Here is a 21319-nt window from a genome sequence, read left to right on the forward strand (position 1 = left end):
CCCGACCGGCAACGAGCCGAGACTTCCGCGACAGCAGCGATCTCATGTCTGACCAGCGGAATCCACACACGAGGTTCGGAAAGAGAACGACCTCTGATCCTTTGGTGAATCATGCATGATCCGTTCCAATGCGAAGATCCCGCCCATGCGGACTTCGATGACCGGGGAGCCCAGTTGCCCGACCGCCTTGGAGTAGCGGTCCGTGACATGTCCCTCGCGGTTTAGGTACAACGTCCGGGCGGTGAAGACCAAACCAATCAGCGCTACCAGCCCGGCACCGATCGCCACCACTGCCGTGCGGAATCCGCTGACCAGTGCTGCAGTTGGCCCTGGTGGCAGGTCTGCCAGATGAGGCTGATCAAAGTGCCAAGGCCCCTTGACTAATAGCCAACCCCATCCCATTGCCGCAGCGATGATGACAGCGGATAGCGGCAGCCAAATGAGGAGTACACGGAGCAGCCGACGAAGCATCGGCCCCAGCGCAGGCACGAGCGACCGCAAGGAATCTGGCAACCGATTGCTCCAACCAGTCGATTAGCACACGTCACATTTCTACACAGACAAGACGCGGTGCGTGGTGCGACGCCCCGGTATCGCCCCATCCGATGAACACGTAGCGTCACAGGCTGGACTGCTTAATCGAGGAATACGGGACACATGAACATGCGGCCTTACCAGTCTCAACCCTCGACCACCTGCCCTCGCTCAGGCGGGACGTCCTGGACGGCACCTGGTGACGGGGACGTTCGTCGCGAAGGCCGACAACGTGATCCTGCTCGGGCCGCCCGGGATCGGGAAGACGCACCTGGCCATCGGACTCGGCGTCAAGGCCGCTCATGCCGGCCCACTCGGTCCTGTTCGACACCGAGAGCAACTGGATCGCCCGCCTCGCCGCGGCCCACGAGGCCGGAGTTCGACCAGGACCCCGTGAACCTGTTCTTCCAGCTCATCGCATCCCGCTACGAACAGGGCTCCGTGATGGTCACCTCGAATCTGCCCCTCGGGCGCTGGGGAGAGACCTTCTCCGACGTCGTGGCCGCCGCGGTGATCGACCGCCTGGTCCACCATGCCGAGGTTCTCACTCTCACCGGAGACTCCTACCGGACCCGCCAGCGACGCGAGTTGCTGGCCAAGGAGAACCGTGCCCACCACGGCTGAACTACCAGCCCACGTCCCGGGCGACTTCGCTCTGAGCCGCCGCGATGTCCTCGGCGGTCGCCCCGGTCACATCGGCGTCCGCGGCCCACTCCAGCCGTGACAACAGATCGGCCAGGGCCTGCTTCTGGGCAGGATGAGTGACCGGCACCGTGTCGAGATCCGTGGTCATCAGCCAGTCGAACAACACGACGGCATCCGCACGCCACAGGCGCACCGACACGGTCGGGAGATCATCTTCCATGCGCCCATGATGCCGGGCAAACCGAGCTGCTTGACCCGACCGCACGACTTCAGGGGTCAATTCTGCGGGACTGGTGGGTGTTCAGTTTTGCTAGAGCGTTGACAACTGGGCCCGGCGCGATCTTCCGCGGCCAGAAGGCTTCACCCCCGTCCCGCCACCGCGGTCGGTGCGGCAGGTCACCGGCTGGCTCACCCGTCACCCGGCCACTCTCACCGAAGAGGAGAAACTACACCGCAAGACCGTGCTCGGCTGGAAGGACAGTCTTCAGACTTCTCTCACCAATTCGAGCTTCGCGCGTGCTCCTGGAGGCGCGTATTCGACGTAGCCGCCGGCCGATCGTCACCCTGTGTCAGTGCTCTGAGGCATGATGACCGCCATGGACACCGAGATACTTGTAGACGTCTGGCAGCGGCTTCTCGCTGACCCTCGCAAGTCGTGGGTGCTGTTCGAGCATGGCACTTGTGTCGTGCTGACCGCTCCGGAAGGGGAGCTTGCTGAACAGGCCACCGAGATCCTGAAGAAGTTCGGCCCTGCGCATGCCGGATCTTCGGCAGGAGACTTTGGGGTGATCGACCCCAAGGACGTCGAGGGATGGGTTGTCACCGGGCATCACAACGACGTCCTTACCTATGTCGGCCCCGATGAGCCTCAGGATCAGTCGCAGATCAGTGTCGGCCTGTTCGGACGTTCCAAGCGTCACCGGGATGGCACCGAGCTCCACGTCGTCCACGTTGAGGACAAACGGGGCTCAGCGGACCCAGCCTGAGTACTGCGCTTCATCGCTGGTGGTCGCCGGGGGCGTATCGACTCCATGTTCCTCCGGCTTCGGCGACCAGACGGGTGGCGGTCTTGTCAGTCGCCGAGCGCCTTCGCGATGACGGGAACCGGGGCCCGCCAACCGCTGTGCCGATGTTCCCCAAGTCCGAAACATGTCTGCCCGGGCTCACCCAAGGTCGGCGAAGCAGTCGGAGCAGATGGCTTCCTCGTCCGTAGGTCTGTACAACCGTGCGCACCGCGCGCATTCCCACAGGTTGTCCTGCACCTCCGCGCAGTTGAAGCAAAGGGGAACGTACGAGCTATTGCTGGCGACCGTCTCAGCTTCCAGGACGAGCGTCGGCGTGTCGCAGTCCGGGCAGTCGACGAGGGTGTCCTCGTAGGGGTCTGGTCTCCAGGGGCCGGGGAGTAGCCGAAAGCGTTGTCGTACGCGCTGGCTAGCTCTAGCGGGTCCATCCAGTCCCGGGGGCAGAACAAACAGCTGTTCGTAACTCCATCAACGATCAAGGCCAACTGCTGGCAGTCGGGACAGCGAACCGTCCGATCCTCGTGTCCTTTGAGGTCGCTCCCCTTGAGCTGCTCGATGTGGCTGGTGACGTAGCTCTCTATGCGCACCAATCCGATCCGAATCTCTTCCAGATCGTCCGCAACGGCCTCCTCATCATCGGCGTCGAGGTGAGGCAGGAGGTACTGGTCCAAGAAGCGGATCCGGGCGGACGCCAGGGATCTCGAGCTTTACCGGGAGAAGTTTCGGCGCCGTCTGCCGCAGTCGCTGAAGGAGTTGCACGGCCCGACCCACGGTGTCGTGGAGTTGCCGTTGCATATCGCCTGGTCCGGGATGACCTCGTATGACCTGGACCAGCCGCGTCAGTGCATGGGCGTGTACCGCACGGTCCTGCACGAGGGCCTGCAGGATGATCTGCCCCGCTATCTGGATCAGGCCCTGCTCCTCGAGATGTGGCCGGTGCTTCGTACCCTGGTCGGCCGCACCGTGCGCGCTGTGTGGGACGACGCCTTTCCAGAGCTCGCCGCCCCCGCTCGGTCTGCCGCATGACGGACATGCCGGAGCTGCAAACCGATCGGTACTACGGCTGCGGGGTTCCGTCGGTCCGCGGATCCGGGCGGCGCTGTCAGGCGCTGCGGCGACAGCAGCTTGGGGGGCTACAGCATCCACGGGGTGGGCCCGGTGCGGCTCGCCCATGCGGCCAGGGCGTGCTGGTCGAACAGGTGGATGCCGGTGGCCCTGGCGTACTCGGCGGCCGGGCGGGTGAAGCGGGAGGTGGTGACGACGGCGGCTACGTGAGCGCCGTGGACTACGTGGCAGGTGCCGCCGAACCGCTGTAGGCCGGCGGAGCCGACGGTGGTGGTGGGCCCGCAGCGCTTGCACTGGATGACGATGCGGCGGCCGTCGGGGGCGATGGCGGTGACGTCGGCGCCGAGGTCGTCGGCGACGCCGGTGCGGCGGGTGTCGGTGTAGCCGTCGCGGTGGCAGAGGTAGGCGATCGCGTCCTCGAACTGCCGTGGGTTCATGCCGTGGTAGAGGGCTATCTCCCGTGACTGGGCCTCGAGGATCCGGGCTTGTTCGGCGTGACGGATCTGCCAGGCCTTGGTGCGCTGTACGACGAGAACGCCGCCGCCGACGAGGGTGAGGACGGACAGTGTTCGGCCGACGGGTGTGGTGAACGCCCAGTCGAGGAGGAGGACGAGTAAGAAGATGCCCGTGAGGATCGCGATGGCGATGGGGGCGCAGGCGTCGTCCTGGGTCTTTCGGGATCGCGGCATGGCGCGTTGGGTCCTTCTGGTTGGGCTGGGCACGGAACGGCTGCGCCCCTGCCGAGGGTTGGTGGCGGGGGCGCGGTGGCGGCGGCTCAGGGGGTGTCTTCGAGTGAGGCAACTTCGTGTCTGAAGGTGGTAGGGATCGAACACGTGCCTGTCGGCCGTGTGCTGGAACGTCTGCGCGTTCTTGGAGTTGGGCAGGGGGAACCTGATCGCGAAGGACAGCGCGCAACCCGGACAAGGCGCAGAAGCCGCAGGGCATCGTCGACGGCTGGTACGTCGACACCGGCGAGCACGGTCCCGAGGGCAAGTGGATCCTGGCCGCGGCCGGCAGTACCGACGTGGCCGCCTGGCCGGATGGCGAACATGCCTGCGAGGGTCTCGGTCCGCGCGTCCAGGGCAACCCGCTGAGGCTGGACGGCTGGCTCTGTGTGCCGTTCAACCTGGAGGTGCCGGTCTACGAGGCGGCGCCGCGCAGCTACGAGGGCCTGCGGGAGTTCCTCGCCGAGTTGGAGAGCCGCTACGCGCCGGGCAGCCTGGCGGAGGGGATCGTGTTCCACCACCCCGGCGGCCGCCGTGCCAAGATCAAGCGCAAGGACTTTCCCAAGGGGCCTGACGCCCGCCCGGCCGGTCGGGCCGGCTTCCTGAGAAGAACTGGCAGCGGCCGGAGCCCGGCTGGGCCCGACCCTCGACTGCCGAATCGACCGGCCGGCGATACCTTGTGCGACAGATCTGGGAGATGAGGGGCGTGTGGACGGAGATGTGACCACTCGTGGAGACAGCTGCCTGAATGTCGGCTGCGGACTCGCAGCCATCTTCGTCCTGGTCATGCTCGGGTGGATCGTTGTGCTCCTGATCCAGCGGATCTGACCGCCGCGGAACGGCTTGATGCGCGGTCAGGCCACTGCCAGCGGATCGCCGACGCGCTGGGGTCTACAAGCGGTTCCGGTGAAGGTGCCGGCGTCGGCTGAACCGTGATTCTGGATCACCTTTCCCCCTGACCCCGGCTTAGTCGCGCAGCACAGCACGAAACGGAAGCGCGGCCACAAGACCCGCAGGAAGACAAGGTGTCATGCACGACGACTCCACCATGTTCCGGGCCGACCGGTTCTCCGTTGGCTCTATCGGTGAGTCCCCCGACACCGGTTGTCGATCGACGGCGACACCGCCCGGTGTTGGCGGAAAGTAATATCGACGACTTCTGACACCACTCGGGTGCTTGCGGTGGGACGATCGGTGTGCTCTGCGTGGTAGGGGGCGCCGGTGCCACCGAAGTCCAAGATCGATCTGTACGCGGCGATACGTCGTGATGCCCGGGCGGGGATGTCGAACCGGGCCTTGCAGCGCAAGTAAGGGGTGGGCTTCCGTACGGTGAAGGCGGCGATGGAGTCCGTCTGGCCGGAGCCGCGCAAACCACTTCCACTTCGCAAGACGCGGCTGGACGCGTTCAAGCCCGCGATCGACGAGATGCTGCGAGTGGACTTGGACGCGCCCCGCAAACAGCGGCATACCGGCCAGCGGATCTTCGACCGGGCTGGTGGACGAGCACGGTGCGCTGGGGGTGACCTACCCGATGGTGCGGGCCCTACGTCGCTGCTCGCCGCCCGCAGATCCGGATCGAGGCGGGACGCGGGCCGATCAACGCGTTCATCCCACAGACCCACCTGCCGGGAGCGGAGGCCGAGGGGGACTTCGGGGATGTGACGATCCGTCTGGCCGGTGAGCAGGTCAAAGTCTTCCTTTTCGCGATGCGCCTGTCGTATTCCGGCAAGGCGGTGCACCGCATCTTCGCCTCGGCCGGTCAGAAGGCGTTCTTTGAAGGCCACGTCCACGCTCTCAGCGTGCTGGGCGGCGTCCCCTGCGGCAAGGTGCGCTATGACAACCTGCGGGCCGCGGTCGCCCGGGTGCTGGGCCTGTCGAGAGCGCGGGTGGAGAACGAGCGGTGGACCGCGTTCCGGTCGCACTACGGCATCGACAGTGTGTACTGCCGCCCCGGACTCGAAGGCGCCCACGAGAACGGCGGGGTGGAAGGCCAGATCGGCTGGTTCCGCCGCAACCACCTGGTCCCCGTCCCCGAAGTCGACTCCCTTGCCGAGTTGAACGCGATGGTCGAGCGATCGGACGCCGAAGACGACGGCCGCCGCATCCGGCAGCGGCCCAGGACGATCGGGGAGTACTTCACCGTCGAACAGCCGCTGCTGCAGCCGTTGTCGGACGAGCCGTTCGAGACCGGTCGGCTCTTCAGCCTGCGGGTGGACCGCTACGCGCAGATCAGCGTCCGCACGAACCGCTACTCGGTCCCGGTGGGACTGATCGGCCGCACTGTTCGGGTGAGCTGCACGCCTCCGAGGTCGTCGTCTACGACGGACGCAAGGAAGTCGCCCGGCACGAGCGGCTGATCGCCAAGGGCAAGGCCCGCCTGGAGCGGGACCATTACCCAAAGGCCCTGGTCCGCAAACCCGGAGCCTTCCCCGGCGCAACCGCGCTGGAACAAGCCCGCTCCGCAGGCAAGTTCACCCCTGTCCACGACGCCTGGTGGGCTGCAGCGTGCAAGGCCCACGGCGATCGGGACGGCACCCGTCGCTTTGATCGAGGTCCTGTTGCTGGGTCGGCATCTCCACCACGAGTACCTGGTGACCGGACTGGCGGCCGCCCTGCGGGCCGGCGCGCTGACCGCGGACGCCGTCGCCCTGGAGGCCCGTAAGGCCGCCGAGGCACCCGCCGCCGCGGATCCGGAGCCGGACCGCTCCAGGGTGACGTTCCTGACTGAACGGCGGCTGGCCCACCTGCCGCCCGACGACCGGCCGCTGCCGTCGGTCGCGGTCTATGACCAGTTGCTGCGGCCCAGGCAGCGGCCGCCCGCCGCCGAGGAAGGGGCTATACAGCCAAGGCGGCACAAAGGCAGCTCAGCTGCGCTGCCCGGTTCGTCGCTCGTAGTCGGCGAAGCCGTCCTCGACCGTCGGCAGCACCAGCTCCACCCGGAAGTAGGGCACGCTCCACAGGGGGCTGTCGCGAAGACCCTCGAACAGATCGGACCACGAGGTCAGGTCGTTCGTCGTCGCAACAAGAACGTCGGACGGAGCGGCGGCCCATGCTTCAGCGTCGAACCACCGGACCTGGACAGTATCGTGTTTGGCCAGCAGCGGCTGCACATGGTCGGCGATGATCTGCTGACGCTCAGAGCGCCTCAGCGCGAGCCACGCGGGCAAGGCCGTGAGGTGGACGAATATGGTGAACCGCGGCTGCGGTTGGACAGCACTCATACGCCCCATTGTGGATCAACCAACGTCGGCGAACGCCCCCATAGGAGTCGCCGTCAGGCCATCATCACGCCTTCGAGGGAGAACCACCCGGTCCGCAGTGGTGTCAGTTCTCATCGACTTTTCGCGGCTCTGTGATCGACAAGTGCTGCCCAGACTCGTCGACATGTGGTGTCGGTTCTCGGGCTCTGGTCCACTTCGTGTGGTCGCGTACGCAGCGTCACTGTCGATCTTTTCGTGATGGTAGCTGAGATAGCCCGAAAATCACCCGGCCGATGTGCAGTGTGGCCGACAGTGCTGCCCTGTGAACGAAGTACGGCCGCAACTCGAAGAGTTGCTGTTCCCGCTCCTCATTTCACGGCCTGGCCGTCCCAGCACTTGTCCCGGTCTGTGACTCCCCGGCATCTCCGGTCCGCAGTGAATGCAGCCGGGAGGCTCCTGAGGGGACGAACCAAAGGAACCCGTCCCACCCCAACCACACCAGCCCCGCCCGGCCCAGCTTCCTCGTGCGGCTCGTTGCCCACTGCCCACGCCCGCATTCGTCGCCGCAGGACAACAAAACGCGGAAATGACTGATTTCGTTGTCTCTCGCCCACGCGGACGGCCGTCACCCGAACGGCGCTCCGCCAGGTCCCAGGGAGCCACCGCTGACTGGATTGCCCTGGTGAAGCCACCGCCGGCACCGCCCACGGCTGAACGCCCACCGGCTGTCGAACCCGACCACAGAGCGAGCGCGGACACCACCACAGGCCCCGGAGCCGCGCACGCCATGGCCTGAACCCCCCTGAAAACAAGGGGGATTGGGCCCGATCGGCTGATCCACTGTCAGTGCCGGCCGCCAGCATGACGGGGACGCGAGACTCCCCGCCATCAGCTGGAGGACCACATGCCTTTTGTCCGCCCGTACCTGCGCTCCGACGGAACGCCCGTACGCGGACACTCCCGATGGGCGCCGGGCGCGCGCCGGGAGATGACCATCGTCGCCGCCGTCGGCCTGGCCGTGCTCGGCTTCGGCAACGTCCAGACCGCCACCGGAACCGACACCACGCAGCCCCATCCGTCGGTCACCTACCCCGTCCGCTTCGATCGCGTCCCCAGCGCGCCGAGGACGGCCGTGCCGCGCCCGAGCGTGTCCTACCCGGTCCGGTTCGACACCCCCACCGCCAAGCAGGCCAAGCCGGTGCCGAGTGTGTCGTACCCGATCGACCTCTCGGCCCTGGGTGGTGGGCGATGACGCGGCGTCCACCGGTCCGGCGACGCCGGACCCGGCGTCCCAGCCGACGCCGTCAACAGCAGCAGACCATGTCCGGCGGTCTGCTGCTGGCTGCCGGAGCGGTCATCTGGCTCGTGGTCACGGTGGTCCATTGGCTTCTCGTCCACTGGTGGGTGCTGCTGGCCGCGGCCGTCCTCGCGGTACTGGGGGGCATCGGCTGGTGGCAGCAGCGGGCCCGGCGTGTGCAGTGGGAGCGCGCCCAGGTACGTGCGCTGCGCTACGGCCTGGCGCAGCTGGATGTGCTGGCCCACCGGCAGTTCGAGTACGCGATCCGGGACCTGATGCGCCGGGACGGCTGCACCGACGCCGTCCAGGTGGGCGGGCAGGGCGACTTGGGGGCGGACGTGAAGGCGACCGATCCGCTGGGCCGGCGCTGGGTGATCCAGTGCAAGCACCGGCGGGCGGGGGAGCGGGGCTCAGCTGTGGGCACCCCGGACTTGCAGGTGCTCAACGGCACCGGCCGCCCGGTCCACAAGGCGGACGTGGTGGTCATGGTCACCAACGGCAGGATCACCCGGCCCGGCCGCGACTTCGCCCGCCAGCAGCGCCTGCACCTCGTGGACCGAGCAGTGCTCGGGGCGTGGGCGGCCGGAGCACGCCCGCTGTGGGAGCTCCTGCCTGCGCTGCCCCCGCCCCGCAGGCACTCCGCACAGTCCTGAACGCGTTCCGCCCGGCACAGCCGGCGCTCGCACCCTGGACCCCAGCCCGTGCGATGCCCTGCCGTCTCCTTCGCATCGTGGCGCGGGAAGGCTTCGCCTCATGCAGGGCCAGCCCAGTGGCATCGAAGCAGCAACGGCTCTCGGCCTTCAGCCCGTATACCGCTGCCGACGGCGCGCATCCGGCGTGCGGGCTTCCTGCCTGGCTGGCGACACGAAGCCAACTGGGTGCCCGCGCCGGTCTCGGCCCCCTTCCAGGGCTCAGGCTGGCGTCTACGCGCACCGCGCATGCCGGTGCGCGCACCCGGCTACACGGCTTCACACGTGAGGCTTGCCGGTCCTCTGACCCGGCAGGGAACCGCACCCGCGGGGAGCGGGGGCGCCAGGGGACCGGCGGTATGACGTGTCCTCTCCTTGAACCACAAGACACCCATGCGACAGTTGTGACTGCCGTGGCGGCGCGCGCCAGGCTGAGGGGAACCGACCGGGTACCGCCAGACGGGAGCATGCCGGCATGAGTGGTGCCGCGCCGCACACGAGTGCCTTGTCGGGCGGCCGAACGGCCGCAGAGGTAGTCCGCGTGGGTGACACGGTACGCAAGTCGCAGAACGCCTCGTCGGAGTTCATGGCCCGGCTGCTGGAGCTGCAGGGTTTCAGCGGCGCCCCGCGTTACCTCGGCCAGAGGAGCGGAATGGGTGTGCTCACGTTCGTCGAGGGCCAGGTACCCGACCGCTTCCAGCCCTGGTCGGACGACCAGGTGCGAGCCGCGGCCCGCCTGCTGCGCGCGATGCACGACGCCACCCACGCCAGCGCGCTGGCCGGCCGTTTCGACGTCGTGTGCCACCACGATCCGGGGCCGAACAACACGGTCTTCCGCGATGGCGTCCCTGTGGCGTTCATCGACTTCTCCGAGGCGGCCCCGGGAGACCGTCTGGAAGACGTCGGATACTTTGCCTGGACCTGGTCGGTCTCTTCCAAGGCGGTCCTGTCGCTGTGACGCCAGGCGGAACAGGTGCGGATCATCGCAGACGCCTACCGCCGGGGTTCGGCACGCGCTGCGTCCGCGCGACGAGCGGGCCTCCGCCGCGCTGCGCGCGCTGAGCGACGAGCGCGTGGCCGAGCGGCGACGTTCCTCTCTGCCTCACAGCTGAAGCGGGACAGATCCGTCCCACGGCGCGGTTGCTTGAGCTCCCGGTGACCTGTGGGCCGCCACCCCACGGTTTCAGCGTCAGGCTGCGAGAGCGTCCCGGAGTTCTTGTACAGCGCGCTCGTGGTGGTGCTGTGCCGGGATTGCCTCGTACAGGTCCAGGGCGCGGCGGCGGACCAGGCCGGTGCGGAAGTCGACGGGCAGCGCCGTCAGGGCGTCGACCGCACGGCGGCACGCCTGCTCGGTGTCGCCGTCGTGATGGGAGCAGGCGGCGGCGTCGAGGTTCAGCAGGGTGCGCGTCATGGTGCTGGTCGGCGCGGACAGTTCGAGGGCGCGCTGCTGGCTCTCCCGGGCGCGGAGGGTGTCCCCGAGGATGGTGAAGGCGTGGCTGAGGTGGACGTGGTGCTTCTGCTCGCCGTACGTCAGCCACGTGTCCGACCGCTCGCCCTCGGGGAGCCGTTCCATGAGGTCATCGGCGAGCGCCTGGCGGGCCTGCTCGCTCTGGTGGTTGAGGGCGTAGGCGCGGGCGGCGACCGCGGCCGCCAGCGTCGCCGCGGCGGTCGGCCGGGTGCCGGCGATGCGGCGGGCCTGTTCGGCGAGGCTGGCCGCTGCCCTCGGAGCACCGTAGTTGAGCGGCACCATCGCCTCGCGGGCGAGGACCCACGCGTGCAGCTGGGGGTCGCCGGATTCGGCGGCGGCCCGGGCGGCGGTGGCGAACCAGGCACGGGACTCGCGGCGGCTGCCCAGGTCGTGCAGGACGATCGCGGTCATTCCGGCCATCTGCCCGGCCGTCCGGCACAGGCGGGCCCGGACGGGTGCGGGCTACGGGACGGTGAGCAGCGGGCGCACGGTCGTGAAGTCGGTGACCAGGTCGGCCAGGACGCGGGTGGGTGCCTGGCCGTGGTACCCGTATCCGTAGCTCTCGGCTGCGGCCTCGAGGTCGGCCAGGTCCTGGGGAGTGCCGGGGGAGAGGGTCTGGTCGACGTCGGTCCGGGCGGCGGTGAGCGCGGCGATCGCTGGTGCGGTGAGGCCTGCGGCCAGCGAGCCACGCAGCAGGTTGCGGCGCTTCATCGGGTCTTCTCCATGGTCGGGCTCCGTGCTGTGAACGGCGGTGTCCTCCCAGGGTTGCGCAGCAAGCCCCAGTAGGGCACCGGGAATGCGCAGTCCGCCGGCGATTCGCTCGACCGTCGTGAGGGCCGTGACAGCTGTGGCCCCTCGGGCGATCTGGCTGACCCGCTCGGCTTCGAGCGCGCACGCTTCGGCGATCCGGTTGAAGGAGATCCCCGCGTCGTGGGCCATGGCGAACACCGTGGTGAAGTCCCGCTCGCACAGGGCCCGGACGAACGCCGGGTCGGCCAGCAGACGGCGCGGCACTTGGGCGGGTGGACGGCGGTAAGTCGTCCACAAGTCCCCCAGAACTTTCGTGGAATGACAGCGCGTCAGCCGAACGACCATACCCACCGTGGGGGCCCCATCACGGGGTTATCGCCCGCGTGGTCCGCGGCTGTACTGACGGTGTCGCGGCCGCGGCTGTCCAGGGCCCCGGCCGACCGAACAGGAGGAGGGTCTTCATGCAGAGTCCCGCCGAGTCCTTCAACGTCTCCTGCGATAGTCCCTCATCCGCGGGCGCTTCCGCCTTCAGGGCACGATCCGATGACCGTGAGAACCCGTCTTTGAACCTGGGGTCGAGGTGAATGTCATCCTCCTGCGTCAGGTATCCCAACGTCGCTTCGGACCTCGCCCAGGACTCCAGCGCTGCGTCGGTCTCGCCGACCGAACGGGGACATCAACGGCTGGGCCGGAGCCCACTGAAAGCGCCAGGAGAAAGCACCTACTGAGCCCATCGAGATGCCGGGTAGGGGGCCGGTAAGAACCGTGTCACCAGCCGCAATCGGCGGTCCTCCGGCTGCCGCGTACTCCGTTCGGGGCCGGGTGGGTAGCAGATCGTGTGTCAGGTCCGGGGAGTCAGCGGTCCGAGATACGACTCCATCTGCCGTTTGCCGCCGTGCTCGGCCCAGCCGAGCGGGGTGGCGTGATGTTCGGTGTCCTCGCTCGTGGGGTCGGCGCCGAGTTCGATCAGCACGCGAGCCGTCTCAACATCGTCGTTCCAGGCCGCCTCGTGCAGTGGGGTGGCCCGGCCGTGGTGGTTGACGTCGAAGCCAAGCCCGACGAGCAGCCGGACCGCCGCGGGATGTCGGTGCTCGGCCGCATGGTTGATCAGCTCGGGGTGTTCGGCCAGCGCCCGTGCCAGGGTCTCGGGGCCCAAGGCAGCCACCGCCTCGTGATCGGCGCTCATGCAGGCCGCGGCGAACGCGTCCATCCCGTCCAGGCTTGCCGTCGCGCCTGCCGCGGCGAGGATCTCGGCGACCTCGGTGTGCCCATGGAGAAGCGCCAGCTCGTACGGCGTGCGGCCGCCGAAGGCCGGATGCTCGCCACACTCGTCCGGCTTGGTGCCGTGTGCCAGGAGCAGCCGGGCACGGCGCGGGCCGCCATACAGAGCCGCGGTGGCCAGCTCTTCGCGCAGCAGTCGGCGCGGGGAGTGCAGGGCCGGGCCCAGCCGGGTCCGCCAGGGCCCGCCGTCGCCCTGTCCCAGGCCGTACTCCAGCAGCAGTTCGAGGTGGGCGGTGCCGGCCTCGTCGTCGGCGAACGAGCCACCGAGTCCCAGGTTGTACAGGGTCTGGCCGTCGTTGGGATCGGCGCCGGCCTCGAGCAGCAGTCGGGCCAGCTCCATGCCGCGGGGGTGACGCGCCTGGTGGCCTTCGCCGCCCCCGAACGCACCGGTGAGTGCGGTGAACGGCGAGGGGAGCCGGTCCCACAGAAAGCCGGCGTTCGGATCGGCGCCGTGGCGCAGCAGCAGGCGGGCGGACGCCACGCTGTCACCGGAGTCCGCCAGGCGCGCATAGGTCAGATAGAGCAGCGGCTCCCAGCCAAAAGGTCCGCCCTGGGACCGGGCGAGGCCGGGGCTGGCCGCCAGCGCCGCGGCGAGCGGTTCGGCCGAGCCAGCGGCGGCCATCGTGAATACGTCGGCGGTGGCAAGCTCGGGATGGCGCGTCAGCAGCTGGTCGGCCTCGCCGGTGCGGCCCGGGTAGTCGTCGCCGTAGGTGAGGCAGGCGAGCCGCAAGAATTCCCGGGGAAGGTCTTCACCGGGCGGGACTTGGTGAGGCGAGCGAGAGAAGCGCTCCACGATGTCGAGGTGCTGCTTCAGCCGGGGCCAGCTGGCGAAGCCGTACATGCGCGCGGTGACCAGTTGCGCGTCGGACAGCTTCAGCGACGCAGGCGGCCGCGGATGGAATTCCGCGACCAGCGTGAGGGCGCTCGGAATCCTCGCCCGCACATTTTGCAGCAGAACCTTGGCCTGCTTGCGCAGACGCTCCAGGCTGGGCTGGTCGGGCAGTCGGTGAACGGGCACGAGGGCCTCCCTTCCGTATCTGCCTGGTGTCCGCTTGATCAGGCCGGAAAAGAGGATGGCTGCGCAGAGCTACGAGCGTCAGGTGGGCTTCGCCCTTTCCGCGGACCGGTCGCGCCCTGAGCGCGCGCTGGTCAGCATACGCCGTCAGGCTTCGCGCATCACCGCGAATCAAAGGCCTGGGTCTCGGTAATAACAACGGCCTCTCCAGCGAGATCCACAACTGCTGCGGTGTGCCATCGTCCAGCAGATCGCTGACATCTCCGGTGTGCCCCGCTCCACGGTGCACGGTCACCTCGACAAGCCCAGACCATGCCCCACCGGCCCGAGGAGAGCACGGCCACGAAGCCCTGACCGCTCGTATGCGGCCGGTGACACGGTTCTCACCGGCACCCCAAGTACCTCGACCTCAGGTTCAAAGACGGGTTCTTAAGAGCTGATTGCGTGATCTATAGGATCATTTGGGGCCTGAATGCGGAAATGTTTCGCGGCGCGCCTGCGGACGGGGGACTCCCTAGGGGGCGCTGGACCGAAGACGGCCGGCGCGTACAGAAAAGGGAACCCTCATGATCTCAGTCGCACACATGTCCAGACTCGGCGTCGCGGCCGGCGCCGCGGCCGTACTGGCCACCGGGCTGACCACCAGCGCACAGGCAGCCACGGGCAATATCCAGTGGTTCAACAGCACCGGGGAGCACCTGATCGTCAACCCGCCGGACGGCGTATGCATCGCCTTCGGGGGCCACGCACAGCTGGTTGCCAACAACACGGACAAGACGGTCAACGTCTACTTCACCGCGACCTGCACCACCCTCGTGAGACCCCTGGCCCCCGGCCAGGCGGTTGCCAACGGCGGTCCCCAGTCGGTGCTTGTGGTCCCGTGATCCGTCGGCACCGCCCCTGACAACCGGTGAGGAGGGCCAGGGCGCCCCGGCCCTCCTCACCGCTCCCCGTGGTCGGGCTGGCCGTGAGACGCCGGCAGGGGACGAAGCCGGGCCACGGCAGCCTCTGCACGGGATCACTCGAAGGCGACGTCCGAGACGGACACGAAGAACTCGCCGGTCATCTGCTGCTCCTGGTCGACGTGGTCGCAGCACCTCTCCGGGTTGCCGGTGGTGCAGATGCCGCCGTGCCCGCCCCAGATGTTCACGATCGCGTGGCGGCCGGTCTTGCGTCCGGCCAGCGCCGACGTGGTCCATGCCTGTTCGGGGTCGCGGCCGTGGACGACCACCATGAACGGGGTCGGCTCCAGGTCGGCCCAGGACAGCGGGGCGGAGGCGTTCCAGCCGTCCCTGGTGACGAAGAACTGGTACGTCCACGTCGGCCCGGTGTGGTTGGCATCGTGGACGTAGGAGAAGGTGAGGTCCTGGGCGGCCGCGTCGAGGGCGGTGGTGGGCCAGTCACCCACGAGGTCCAGGCCGGCGAAGCGGGGGTTGCCCGCGGAGGCCACCTTGCCGTCGCCGCCGGTGCTGAACTTCCGGTACTCCAGGTAGTGGCCGTGCCGGTTCCACGGGTAGTCCGCGCACATCTGCTCCTTGCCGGGGACGACTTCCGCCCACCACGCGTCCGGAGCGCAGGCCGCACGCACCTGGTCGCAGAAGGCGCTCGTGCAGGCGTGCCTCCCGCCGCCCTCCCCGGACTTCAGGGTGAGCACGGAGCGGCCCGGCGGGTCGGCCATGTTGCCGTGCCTGGACTGCGCGAGGTCCCCGCTGCGGTCGTCGGGCACCGCGACCGGGATCGGCTGGTACGGGTCGTCGGCCCGGCCCGGCACGGTGCACTCCTCGGAGAACGGGCTCCAGCTGCCGTCGTCACGGCGCGCCCGGATCCTGACCTTGTAGGTGTCGCCCGGCTCGGTTCCCAGAGTGACCCAGTGGTTGGCGGCGAGCTTCCAGCCGCCCCACCAGGCGGGCCAGTCCAGATAGAGGGTCTGGGCGGGCCGGCCGTTGAGCCACACCTCGTACACGTGCGGGTACGGAGCCCGGCCTTCGTCCCAGTCCGGCGGGGTGGTGTCGCCGCCGGAGTTGCCTCCGGTGGTCCATCGCAGGGAGATGCCGTGGAGGACCTCGGAGCCGTCGCTCCGGTAGGTCGGGGCGGCCGTGAGGTCCTTCGGGTCGTAGTAGTCGCCGTTGACGGGAGCGCTGGAGTGGGGGGTCACCCGCAATCACCTCGGTCTTTCGGGGCAGCGAAGAGCTGGCAGAGGACGGAAGGGTGCTCTTCAGTCCCTCACTTCCGGCTCCCTGAAGCCATCCGGATTAGCCCCAACGGGTGACGCCCCAGGCGGGCAGCAGAAGGCCCATCGCACACGCCTCGGGCCTGCCCGGGCACGGCACCGCACCGGGGCGGCGCCGCAGAGCGACGAGGGCCCCGAAGGACAATGGCCCCTTCCCAACGTGATCAGCGTTCAAGGAGGTTGCCGTGTCCGGTACACCAGATGAGCCCGACTTCTCCGGCCTGGGCGGGGGCGAGGATCAGCAGGCGGACGACATCGTGCGGGAGGTGGTGGGCTGGTACAACGCCGAGATCGTCGCGGCACGCCGTGCCACGGTGCCCGACGATGAACGTCTCGAGACGTTGAAGGCCGGCCGTGAGGCGGCGCTCGCTGACCAGGCGCAGCTGGCGACCGCCGACCCGGAGGAGGCGGCCCAGATTGCCGCCGTCTATGCGGCCCGGCTGAAGGAGCTCAAGGAGTCGTAGCCGGAGGTCTGCCGCCCTACGGGCAGGGGCCACACGGGCGGGTGCGGCCGGTCGATGCGCGCCGGCTGCGTGTGGGGCGGCATCAGGGGCCGGGCGAGCGCGGCGATGTCGTTCAGTTCGCCGCGGTGGCGGGGCAGCGCCCGGCGCAGCGCGTGGTAGAGCTGGAGGAACGCCAGGGCCTCCTGCTCGGTGTACGGGCGTAGCCGTTCCGCGGCGAGCGCCCACGATGCCCGGCCGGGGCCGCCGGCCTCGTGACGCAGCAGGGCCTGCCCGTCGCGGCGGATCACGGTGACGGCCGCGATCTGCGGGTGCCGCTCGGCGACAGCGACGATGTCGGCAAGCGCCTGGAAGCAGGTGCCGTGCCCGGAGTGCGTCGTGAACCGGCCGGTGCCGCCGATCTGCAGTGCCCGGGCATACCGCAGTGCGGTGGCGAGCCGGCTGTCGGCTGCGCGTACGGCCAGGACGACGAGCTCCACCGGATAGCCGTCGGCCGCGAAGGGCAGTGCGCTGTTGAGGAACTCCTCCACGCTGCCGGGGGCGGCCTCGATAAGGACGTCGCCGCGGCGACGGCGTACATACTCGTCGGCCCGGGAGAACCAGGCACGGTAATCGGTGCGGATCGCCGCCCCGGCGCTGCGGGGATCGTCGCGCAGCAGCTGGAAGTAGTCGGGGTGCGAGGCCTGGAAGTCGTCGCCGACCAGCCGGGTCGTGCCGGTCCGCATCGCACGCCGGACCATCCTGGCGGCCGCCAGCTTGCCCGCCCCGGGCTGCCCCAGGACGTACACGGCTCGCGGGGCGGCTCGAAGCCGCCACGGGTGTCACCCGCATCGGAATCCACGGGCGCCGACCCCCGAGCCCGCCAGGTTTTAAGCTAGGAGCGCGGTCCCCAGTAACGCGCTAATCCTGGCCTCAGGTTGAGCGGGGACGATGAGCGGCAAGAGCATCGACTGGAGGGGGGCGGGCCGGCGTGCGGATCATGATCGCGGATGATGAGGCGGCCATCCGTGAGTCGCTGGAGCGGGTGCTCCAGGTCGAGGGGTACGACACCAGCACCGTCGCCAACGGTCTCGCCGTGCTCGACGGGGTCGGTGGGGCCGGCGGTGACACGCTGGATCTGCTGATCCTCGACGTGATGATGCCCCGCCTCGGCGGGTTGGAGACCTGCCGGCGGCTGCGGGCCGCGGGTCGGGATCTGCCGGTGCTGATGCTGACCGCCCGTGACCAGGTCTCCGACCGGGTCACGGGGCTGGACGCGGGCGCCGACGACTACCTGCCCAAGCCGTTCGCCACCGAGGAGTTGCTGGCCCGGGTGCGGGCCCTGCTGCGCCGGCGCATGCCGACCGACGGGGAGTCGCAGATCCTGTCGTTCGCCGATGTCCGGCTCGATCCCGACAGGTTCGAGGCGTGGCGGGGCGGGCGGCCGCTGCGTCTGACCCGGACCGAGTTCTCCCTCCTGCAGGTCCTCATGCGCAACGCGACCCGGGTCCTGACCCGCGACGCGCTGTTCGAGGCGATCTGGGGCTTCGACATGAGCGCCACCGCCAACAACCTCCAGGTGTACGTGAGTTACCTGCGCCGCAAGATGGAGGCCGAGGGTGAGCCGCGATTGGTCTACACGCTGCGCGGCCTGGGATACACGTTGCGGGAGACTCCTCCGTGAGCAGGCCCGCCGGCCGGGAACCGCGCCGGCTGACCCGATGGTGGCGCCGGCGGTCCCTGCGGGCCAGGCTGACGGTGATCGCGGCGGCGGCCATCGCGGTCAGCGTGTTCGTGGCCTTCCAGGTGGCCAGCGAGCTACTGGGCTGGGAGCTGCGGGACACCGCCGAGAATCAGCTGCGCGCCGACTCCCGCGTCCTGGCGACGAACGCGCAGCGCGCCGGTCTGGCGCAGGTCCAGCTACCGCCGTATCCCGGATCCGGTCGGCTGGTGCGGGTCATCCTGCCCGACGGCTCGACCCGGACGCCGGCCGGGCAACCCGCGCTGCCCCCCGTCAGCGAGCACGCCGGGCGCGTGGCGCAGGGCGCGTCGGCCGACCTGATGGAGTCGAACGACAGCGACGACGACGGCTACCTCATCTACACGCTGCGGGCGGGCGACGGCGCGGTCCAGGTGGCCCGCGTCGCCGACGACAGCCCGGTCAACCGGTTCGGGTTCGGCATGCTGCTGATCGGGCTGTTCTGCGTGGTCGGCGGCGCCCTTGTCGGGCGGACCGTGGCGCGGACCGGGCTGGCACCGATCGACCGGCTGACCGCCGCCGCGGTACGTGTCGCGCACACCCGGGATCTCGACGCCGACATCCCGGATGAGGGCGGTGGGGAGATCCGGCGGCTGATCCGGTCGATCAACGACATGCTCGCCGCGCTCCGGGACTCCCGGCGGGCCCAGCGGCTGCTCGCCGAGGACGCCGCCCACGAGCTCAAGACCCCGCTCACCAGCCTGCGCCTCAACGTCGAGCTGCTGATCCGGCTCGATCGGCGCGGCACCCTGGACAGCGCACTGCCGGCGGAGAGCCGGACCCGGCTGCTCAACGATCTCGGCGCCCAGGTGGCCGAGTTGAGCACCCTTGCCGCCGAGCTGACCGACCTGGCGCGCGGTGACGTCAGCGACGAGAACACCGAGCTGCTCGACCTCGCCGACGTGGTGGTGGCCGCCGCGGCCCGGGCGCGTTCCCGCGTGCCCGACATCGAGGTCGCGCTCGACGTGACCTCCGTGTGGGTGAGCGGGCGTCCCGCTGCGCTCCAGCGGGCGGTGCTCAACCTCATCGACAACGCCGGCAAGTGGTCCCCCGCAAACCAGCCGGTCCAGGTCCGGCTTGGTGCCGAGGGCGCGTCGGCGGTGCTCGAGGTCGACGACGCCGGGCCGGGCATCGACGCCGCCGACGTACCGCGCGTGTTCGACCGGTTCTACCGTGCCGACAGCGCCCGGGCGTTGCCGGGATCCGGTCTGGGGCTGTCGATCGTGCAGCGGGTCGTCGACGCCCACGGCGGCCGGGCCACCGTCGCCCGCTCCGCACGCGGTGGCGCGCTGCTTCGGGTCGACCTTCCGGCCGCGGCCCCGCCCGCCCCGATCGCGCGGCTCACCGCCGGGGAGGACACCGAGGTGCGCTGACCCGCCCCGGCGGCGCGGCGCAGGACAAGGGACGGCGGCCCTCGGGCACGGCCCCGCGCGGCTCACCGTCGGGGCAGGACACCGCGATGCGCCGACCCCGGCTGTCGGCGTACTGAGAAAAGTGCTCAGGCGTGTACAGACGAACGTGCTCGGTCGTGAGACCGGGACGACAACCTTGCGGCCGTGGAAGTGCCCGCGAGCGTCCGTGACTTCATGGCTTGCCGGCTGTCTGAACTGGGAGCAGGCGGGCGTAGGCTCTCGGGGATGCGGATAGGCGAGTTGTCCAAGCGCACGGGCGTGAGTCCACGCTCACTGCGGTACTACGAAGAGCAGGGCCTGCTGACCAGCTCACGCTCCGAAGCGGGGCAGCGTCACTATTCCGATGCCGCGGTCCAGCGCGTGTCGCTCATCCGACAGCTGTTCGACGCGGGTATGTCCAGCCGGGTGATCGCGACTGTGCTGCCGTGTGTGGACGTCCCGGGTGACCTGGGCGTCGCCGAGGACACGTTCACGGCGATGATGCGCGAGCGCGACCGGATCGACGCCGACATCGCGCACCTGATCGAGACCCGGGATGCACTCGACGTGCTGATCAGGGCCAACAGTCGGCACCGGGCGGAGCTGTCCACGGCCCCGGAACCGGTGGCGCAGTCGGCCTGATGCTGTGATCTGCGTCTCAGTCGGTTGCCCCTTACATCAATGTCAGAGGTGAGGATGGCGACAACGCCCGGAATCACCGGGTCGGTTGTACGAGAGGCGGCGGAAGATGGGGCAGGCGTGGGGTTTCGGCAGGTATGGCGGGTCTGAGGTGCAGGAGTTCTTCGATCGTCCCGATCCCGTCCCCGGTCGCGGCGAGGTGCTGATCCGGGTCGACGTCGCCGGCGTGAATCCCCTCGACCACCTTCTGCGCTCGGGTCTGGTCGACGGGCTCGACGGCGGGCGTCCGTTTCCCCGCGTGCTGGGCATGGAGGCAGCCGGAACGGTTCTCGCCCGGGGCGAGGACGTCGAGGGGCTCGAGGTGGGTGACGCGGTCTTCGGCTTCGCGCTCACGGGTGGCGGCACCTATGCCGAGACGACGGTGCTGTCCGCGCCGAACACCGCGCGCATCCCGGAGGGCCTGTCCGCGGCCGTGGCGGCAACGCTGCCAGTGGCCGGGACGACCGCGGTGGACGTGCTCGACCAGCTCGGCCTCCCGGCCGGTGCCACGGTCCTGGTCAACGGGGTCGGGGGCGGGGTCGGCCTCGCCGTCGCACGGCTGGCCATCGGGCGCGAGCTGCGTGTGATCGGTACCGGAAGTACCGCCAAACGCGAGCACGCCGAGGCCATCGGAGTGCGGTTCATCGATTACACGGCCGAGGACGTCGCCGCCGCGGCACGCGAACTGGTTCCGGACGGCTTCGACGGGATCGTCGACCTGGTCGGAGGCACCTCGCTGCGGACGGTCGCTCCGCTGGCCCAGGCTCCCCGCAACGTCATCGCAGTGGGTGATATGTCTGTGCCCGATCTCGGTGGGCGTTTCATCGAGCGTCGCCTCGACCGCGAGAACCTGGAGCGGTCGGCCCGGCTGGCCCTCGACGGACTCCTCGCACCCGTCATCACCGCGGTCCATCCGCTCTCCGACGCCCCGGCCGCCCTCGCCACCGTCGAGAACGGTCACACCTCGGGCAAGGTTGTCATCAAGGTGGCATGAGGAGTGCCCGGCCGTCTGACGCTGTCGACCGTCCAGTGCGGACCGACGGGAACCCGTGGTCGGCGCATCATCAACTGAGCACGTTCACCTGTACGGGGTTGAGCACGTTCAGGCGTACGCCGACACCAGCCCCGGC

General features: G+C 69.3%; 22 protein-coding genes and 2 pseudogenes. 15 read left to right on the forward strand and 9 right to left on the reverse strand.

Annotation, left to right across the window (positions count from 1 at the left end; genetic code table 11):
• Window positions 1-42 precede the first annotated feature (42 nt).
• Window positions 43-471, reverse strand: coding sequence for a hypothetical protein (locus ABZ464_RS47805; RefSeq protein ID WP_359288437.1), 429 nt, complete (start codon window positions 469-471; stop codon window positions 43-45).
• A gap of 295 nt (window positions 472-766) precedes the next feature.
• Between ABZ464_RS47805 and ABZ464_RS47810 the strand changes: the two genes are divergently transcribed.
• Entirely contained in the window at window positions 767-931 is a 165-nt protein-coding gene (locus ABZ464_RS47810) for an ATP-binding protein (RefSeq protein WP_359288499.1), read from the forward strand.
• Window positions 928-1158 (forward strand): ATP-binding protein, encoded by a 231-nt coding sequence (locus ABZ464_RS47815; protein WP_359288439.1) that lies wholly within the window; start codon window positions 928-930, stop codon window positions 1156-1158. Before ABZ464_RS47810 ends, ABZ464_RS47815 begins: the two co-directional genes overlap by 4 nt.
• 1 nt (window position 1159) lies before the next feature.
• Here ABZ464_RS47815 and ABZ464_RS47820 read toward each other — a convergent pair whose 3' ends face one another.
• Complete coding sequence (locus ABZ464_RS47820; RefSeq protein ID WP_359288441.1) at window positions 1160-1399, reverse strand: hypothetical protein; 240 nt, start codon at window positions 1397-1399, stop codon at window positions 1160-1162.
• 376 nt (window positions 1400-1775) lie between these two features.
• Between ABZ464_RS47820 and ABZ464_RS47825 the strand changes: the two genes are divergently transcribed.
• Window positions 1776-2165 (forward strand): hypothetical protein, encoded by a 390-nt coding sequence (locus ABZ464_RS47825; protein WP_359288443.1) that lies wholly within the window; start codon window positions 1776-1778, stop codon window positions 2163-2165.
• Window positions 2166-2879: 714 nt separating this feature from the next.
• The gene (locus ABZ464_RS47830) at window positions 2880-3227 is read left to right on the forward strand and encodes a hypothetical protein (protein WP_359288501.1); all 348 of its coding nucleotides are present in this window, start codon (window positions 2880-2882) and stop codon (window positions 3225-3227) included.
• Between the two features lie 107 nt (window positions 3228-3334).
• On the opposite strand, the gene ABZ464_RS47835 is transcribed toward ABZ464_RS47830, so the two are convergent.
• Complete coding sequence (locus tag ABZ464_RS47835) at window positions 3335-3955, reverse strand: restriction endonuclease (RefSeq protein WP_359288445.1); 621 nt, start codon at window positions 3953-3955, stop codon at window positions 3335-3337.
• Between the two features lie 335 nt (window positions 3956-4290).
• Here ABZ464_RS47835 and ABZ464_RS47840 point away from each other — a divergent pair, with 335 nt between their 5' ends.
• Window positions 4291-4692 carry a hypothetical protein gene (locus tag ABZ464_RS47840; protein WP_359288447.1) on the forward strand — a complete coding sequence of 134 codons (402 nt, stop codon included), beginning with the start codon at window positions 4291-4293 and terminating at the stop codon, window positions 4690-4692.
• Window positions 4693-5272: 580 nt separating this feature from the next.
• Window positions 5273-6789, forward strand: a pseudogene (gene istA / locus ABZ464_RS47845) (IS21 family transposase); the annotation flags it as partial.
• A 66-nt stretch (window positions 6790-6855) separates the two neighbouring features.
• On the opposite strand, the gene ABZ464_RS47850 reads toward istA, so the two are convergent.
• Window positions 6856-7212, reverse strand: a complete 357-nt coding sequence (locus ABZ464_RS47850; protein WP_359288504.1) for a darcynin family protein — start codon at window positions 7210-7212, stop codon at window positions 6856-6858.
• Window positions 7213-8095: 883 nt separating this feature from the next.
• Between ABZ464_RS47850 and ABZ464_RS47855 the strand changes: the two genes are divergently transcribed.
• The 3 genes from ABZ464_RS47855 to ABZ464_RS47865 all read left to right on the forward strand — a co-directional run bounded on the left by ABZ464_RS47855 (window position 8096) and on the right by ABZ464_RS47865 (window position 10135).
• Window positions 8096-8443, forward strand: coding sequence for a hypothetical protein (locus ABZ464_RS47855; protein ID WP_359288449.1), 348 nt, complete (start codon window positions 8096-8098; stop codon window positions 8441-8443).
• A complete protein-coding gene (locus ABZ464_RS47860) occupies window positions 8440-9141 on the forward strand; it encodes a restriction endonuclease (RefSeq protein WP_359288451.1) in 702 nt (233 codons plus the stop codon). Before ABZ464_RS47855 ends, ABZ464_RS47860 begins: the two co-directional genes overlap by 4 nt.
• Before the next feature lie 577 nt (window positions 9142-9718).
• Window positions 9719-10135, forward strand: coding sequence for a phosphotransferase (locus ABZ464_RS47865; RefSeq protein WP_359288453.1), 417 nt, complete (start codon window positions 9719-9721; stop codon window positions 10133-10135).
• Window positions 10136-10366: 231 nt separating this feature from the next.
• Here ABZ464_RS47865 and ABZ464_RS47870 read toward each other — a convergent pair whose 3' ends face one another.
• The 3 genes from ABZ464_RS47870 to ABZ464_RS47880 all read right to left on the reverse strand — a co-directional run bounded on the left by ABZ464_RS47870 (window position 10367) and on the right by ABZ464_RS47880 (window position 13694).
• Window positions 10367-11056 (reverse strand): hypothetical protein, encoded by a 690-nt coding sequence (locus ABZ464_RS47870; RefSeq protein ID WP_359288455.1) that lies wholly within the window; start codon window positions 11054-11056, stop codon window positions 10367-10369.
• A 51-nt stretch (window positions 11057-11107) separates the two neighbouring features.
• The gene (locus ABZ464_RS47875; protein WP_359288457.1) at window positions 11108-11659 is read right to left on the reverse strand and encodes a hypothetical protein; all 552 of its coding nucleotides are present in this window, start codon (window positions 11657-11659) and stop codon (window positions 11108-11110) included.
• A 577-nt stretch (window positions 11660-12236) separates the two neighbouring features.
• A complete protein-coding gene (locus tag ABZ464_RS47880; RefSeq protein ID WP_359288459.1) occupies window positions 12237-13694 on the reverse strand; it encodes an ankyrin repeat domain-containing protein in 1458 nt (485 codons plus the stop codon).
• Between the two features lie 563 nt (window positions 13695-14257).
• On the opposite strand from ABZ464_RS47880, the gene ABZ464_RS47885 reads away from it, so the two are divergent.
• Window positions 14258-14575 (forward strand): hypothetical protein, encoded by a 318-nt coding sequence (locus tag ABZ464_RS47885; protein WP_359288461.1) that lies wholly within the window; start codon window positions 14258-14260, stop codon window positions 14573-14575.
• 134 nt (window positions 14576-14709) lie between these two features.
• Here the strand turns inward: ABZ464_RS47885 and ABZ464_RS47890 are convergent, their stop codons facing one another.
• A complete protein-coding gene (locus ABZ464_RS47890; protein WP_359288463.1) occupies window positions 14710-15846 on the reverse strand; it encodes a lytic polysaccharide monooxygenase auxiliary activity family 9 protein in 1137 nt (378 codons plus the stop codon).
• Window positions 15847-16106: 260 nt separating this feature from the next.
• Between ABZ464_RS47890 and ABZ464_RS47895 the strand changes: the two genes are divergently transcribed.
• Window positions 16107-16385 carry a hypothetical protein gene (locus ABZ464_RS47895; protein WP_359288465.1) on the forward strand — a complete coding sequence of 93 codons (279 nt, stop codon included), beginning with the start codon at window positions 16107-16109 and terminating at the stop codon, window positions 16383-16385.
• Here the strand turns inward: ABZ464_RS47895 and ABZ464_RS47900 are convergent.
• Window positions 16349-17173: pseudogene (locus ABZ464_RS47900) on the reverse strand (zeta toxin family protein); the annotation flags it as partial. The gene ABZ464_RS47895 and the pseudogene ABZ464_RS47900 overlap by 37 nt on opposite strands.
• A 179-nt stretch (window positions 17174-17352) precedes the next feature.
• Between ABZ464_RS47900 and ABZ464_RS47905 the strand changes: the two are divergent.
• From ABZ464_RS47905 to ABZ464_RS47920, 4 genes are all read left to right on the forward strand, one after another.
• A complete protein-coding gene (locus ABZ464_RS47905) occupies window positions 17353-18045 on the forward strand; it encodes a response regulator transcription factor (protein WP_359288467.1) in 693 nt (230 codons plus the stop codon).
• Window positions 18042-19493, forward strand: coding sequence for a HAMP domain-containing sensor histidine kinase (locus ABZ464_RS47910; protein WP_359288469.1), 1452 nt, complete (start codon window positions 18042-18044; stop codon window positions 19491-19493). Before ABZ464_RS47905 ends, ABZ464_RS47910 begins: the two co-directional genes overlap by 4 nt.
• Window positions 19494-19757: 264 nt before the next feature.
• On the forward strand, window positions 19758-20153 hold the full coding sequence (locus ABZ464_RS47915; RefSeq protein ID WP_359288506.1) for a MerR family transcriptional regulator: 396 nt from the start codon (window positions 19758-19760) through the stop codon (window positions 20151-20153).
• Between the two features lie 148 nt (window positions 20154-20301).
• Window positions 20302-21183 carry an NADP-dependent oxidoreductase gene (locus tag ABZ464_RS47920; protein WP_359288471.1) on the forward strand — a complete coding sequence of 294 codons (882 nt, stop codon included), beginning with the start codon at window positions 20302-20304 and terminating at the stop codon, window positions 21181-21183.
• The last annotated feature ends 136 nt before the right edge of the window (window positions 21184-21319 follow it).

Origin of the sequence: Streptomyces sp. NPDC005820 (assembly GCF_040630255.1) — a bacterium.
Lineage (GTDB): Bacteria > Actinomycetota > Actinomycetes > Streptomycetales > Streptomycetaceae > Streptomyces.